At 57.5% G+C, this 1,653-nt stretch carries 2 protein-coding genes; both read left to right on the top strand.

What is annotated here, in order from left to right:
* Window positions 1–1,226, top strand: a 1,226-nt coding sequence (locus tag B2W52_RS09885; RefSeq protein ID WP_286802804.1) for an inorganic phosphate transporter, incomplete at its 5' end; no start/stop codon positions are given.
* Between the two features lie 89 nt (window positions 1,227–1,315).
* Window positions 1,316–1,582, top strand: coding sequence for a hypothetical protein (locus tag B2W52_RS09880; RefSeq protein ID WP_008173512.1), 267 nt, complete (start codon window positions 1,316–1,318; stop codon window positions 1,580–1,582).
* The last annotated feature ends 71 nt before the right edge of the window (window positions 1,583–1,653 follow it).

The raw sequence follows: 1,653 nt of genomic DNA, 5'->3' as shown, positions 1-1,653 counted from the left end.
GCATCATTGATCCCTCCAATCTGGAAGAGAGCAGGGCGTTCGTGTGGCTGATGACCGCCGCCCTCCTGGCTGGCGCCCTCTGGCTGAATCTGGCCACCTGGATGGGCGCGCCTGTGTCTACAACCCATTCCATTGTTGGCGGCGTTCTGGGTGCCGGTATCGCCGCCGGTGGCTGGGGTATTGCTGATTGGGCGGTGATGGGCAAGATTGCCGCCAGCTGGGTGATTTCGCCGGTGCTGGGCGGTGCTCTGGCAGCCCTGTTCCTGTTTGCGATCAAGAAGACTGTGCTCTATCGAAGAGAGGTCATTCCGGCCGCGAGGACCTTTGTTCCCTGGCTGGTGGCGATCATGGCCTGGGCCTTTGGCACCTACCTGATGATCAAGGGCGTCAAGAAGATCGTCAAAGTCGATTTTCTCGAGGCGACGCTGATCGGGCTTGCCGCGGCCGCCGTGGTGTTCTTCGTTATGCGCACCCTGGTGGGCCGCATGGCATCGACCATGGAGAACAGCTCGGCAGGCGTGAATACCCTGTTTACCTGGCCGTTGATCTTTGCCGCGGCACTGCTGAGTTTCGCCCACGGCGCCAACGACGTGGCGAACGCCATTGGTCCGCTCGCTGCCATTAACGATGCCCTCTCGGCTGATTCGGTGGTTATGTCAGCGAATATTCCCCTGTGGGTCATGATGGTGGGTGCCCTGGGTCTGGCCGTTGGCCTGATACTGTTCGGCCCACGCCTGATTAAGACCGTCGGCAGCGAAATCACCGAACTGGATAAGACCAGGGCGTTCTGCATCGCGCTTTCGGCAGCGCTCACGGTGATCCTTGCGTCTCAGCTTGGCCTGCCTGTTAGCTCCACCCATATCGCGATTGGTGGCGTGTTCGGCGTTGGCTTCCTTCGGGAGTACCTGAAGTCCAACTACGCAACCCAGCTGCACAAGATCATGGAGCACCATGATCCTGCCGAGCAGGAGCGTCTGAAGCCGTTCCTGGATGATTTCCGCAATGCGTCGGTTGAGGAGATGGAGAACCTGCTCAAGCGGGCCAAGAAGAAAAAGCAGGTCCCTCTGTCCAAGTCCGAGCGTAAACGCCTGAAGAAGATCTACCGGGAAGAGCTGGTGAAGCGTTCGCATCTGGTGCGCATTGCCGCAGCCTGGATCATCACCGTACCGGCATCGGCCATTATGGCAGCGATTCTGTTCTTCACCCTGCGAGGCTTGTTGATCTGACCGGGCTGGTTGTATAAACCGAGTTTGGTCATACTATCTGTAAAAAGGGGTGTTTCACCCCTCAAGCCTATTTGTCCGTGGAGTGAAGTATGAGTTCATCCGTTGAAGGCCGTCAGGCGAAGATGATTAATGAGCTGAGGACCTTCATCAAGAAGGTTTTGAGCGACCCGACCATTGCCGTCAAGTCCATGGAGATTGCTCGCAAGCACCGGGGTCAGCCGAATGCCGAGGAGCTGATTGCGCAGGAAATCAGTGCCAGCACCAATATCCGGATTCCCGAGAACTGGAGTGAGGCGGATAAGATGTTCCTGGATATCATCCATGATGTTCTGGATGATGAAGAGGCCCTGTACTAAGGCCTTGTCTGCAGGCTTGGGAGAAGCGAGCCGGGCGGGGGATGGTTCAAAAACACGCTGTGAATACGTCC

Origin of the sequence: Marinobacter sp. UBA2498 (genome assembly GCF_002341575.1) — a bacterium.
Taxonomy (GTDB): Bacteria; Pseudomonadota; Gammaproteobacteria; order Pseudomonadales; family Oleiphilaceae; genus Marinobacter; species Marinobacter manganoxydans.
This window is presented reverse-complemented; position numbering and strand designations above follow the sequence as displayed.